At 72.8% G+C, this 1,246-nt stretch carries 1 protein-coding gene; it reads left to right on the forward strand.

Going from position 1 to position 1,246, the window contains the following annotated elements:
* The coding region (locus ACIBEC_RS47820) for a beta-ketoacyl synthase N-terminal-like domain-containing protein (RefSeq protein ID WP_396290935.1) at window positions 1–1,246 on the forward strand (1,246 nt) is incomplete at both ends.

Below are 1,246 nucleotides of genomic sequence, written 5' to 3' on the forward strand. Positions count from 1 at the left end.
ATGGCGGGTTCGGTGGGCAGTGCCGGGCAGGGCAACTACGCGGCTGCGAATGCCTATCTGGACGCGCTCGCGGAGCAGCGCCGGGCCGACGGTCTACCCGCCACCTCGATCGCCTGGGGCGCCTGGGCCGAGGCCGGGCTCGCCACCGAGGACCTCGTGGCCGACCGGCTGCGCCGTGACGGCGTCGTCGGTATGGCGCCGGGGCTGGCGATCTCGGCCCTGCAGCACGCGCTCGACCAGGGCGACACCGCCCTGACCGTTGCGGACATTGTCTGGGAGCGGTTGGCCGCTGAGTTCGAGGCCGTTCGGCCGGGTCGGTTCTTCGACGAGATTCCCGAGGTCCGGCAGCTGAGGGCCGCGGCCCAGGCCGGGCCGTCGGCCGCCGCCCCGATCACAGCAGGCTCCTCGCTGGCGGCGCGGCTCGCCGGGCTGTCGGAGGCGGAGCGCGGCCGTGCGGTGCTGGACCTCGTCCGTGGCCAGGTCGCTGCCGTTCTCGGTTATGCCGGGTCGGAGGCGGTGGAGGCGGGCCGGGCGTTCAAGGAGTTGGGCTTCGACTCGCTGACCGCCGTCGACCTGCGCAACCGCCTCAACGCGGCGACGGGGCTGCGCCTGCCGGCGACGCTGGTCTTCGACTACCCGTCGGCCACCGCACTCGCCGACCACCTCCGCACCGAGCTGCTCGGACTGCAGTCGGCGCTCCCGGCGGCCTCCGCCGTCGCTCCGGCCGTGGATGACGACCCGATCGCCATCGTGGCGATGGCCTGCCGCTTCCCAGGCGGGGTCCGCTCGCCGGAGGAGCTGTGGCAGCTGCTGCTGAGCGGCGGCGACGCGGTGGTCGACTTCCCGACCGACCGTGGCTGGGACCTGGACTCGCTCTTCGATGACGACCCCGACAAGCTGGGCAAGGTCTACACGCGCAAGGGCGCGTTCCTGCAGGGCGCCACCCGCTTCGACGCCGCGTTCTTCGGCATCTCGCCGCGTGAGGCGACGGCCATGGACCCACAGCAGCGCCTCCTGCTGGAGACGTCCTGGGAGGCGTTCGAGCGGGCCGGAATCGACCCTGCCGCCCTCCGCGGCAGCCAGGCCGGCGTCTTCATCGGCACGAACGGCCAGGACTACATCTCCCTCCTCACCGAGGGCCAGGAAGGTGCCGAGGGGCACCGGCTGACCGGTACGGCGACGAGCGTGATCTCCGGCCGTCTCTCGTACACGTTCGGTCTTGAGGGGCCGGCGGTGTCGGTGGACA

The sequence above is a fragment of the Kitasatospora sp. NPDC051164 genome, assembly GCF_044455625.1.
Taxonomy (GTDB): Bacteria; Actinomycetota; Actinomycetes; order Streptomycetales; family Streptomycetaceae; genus Kitasatospora.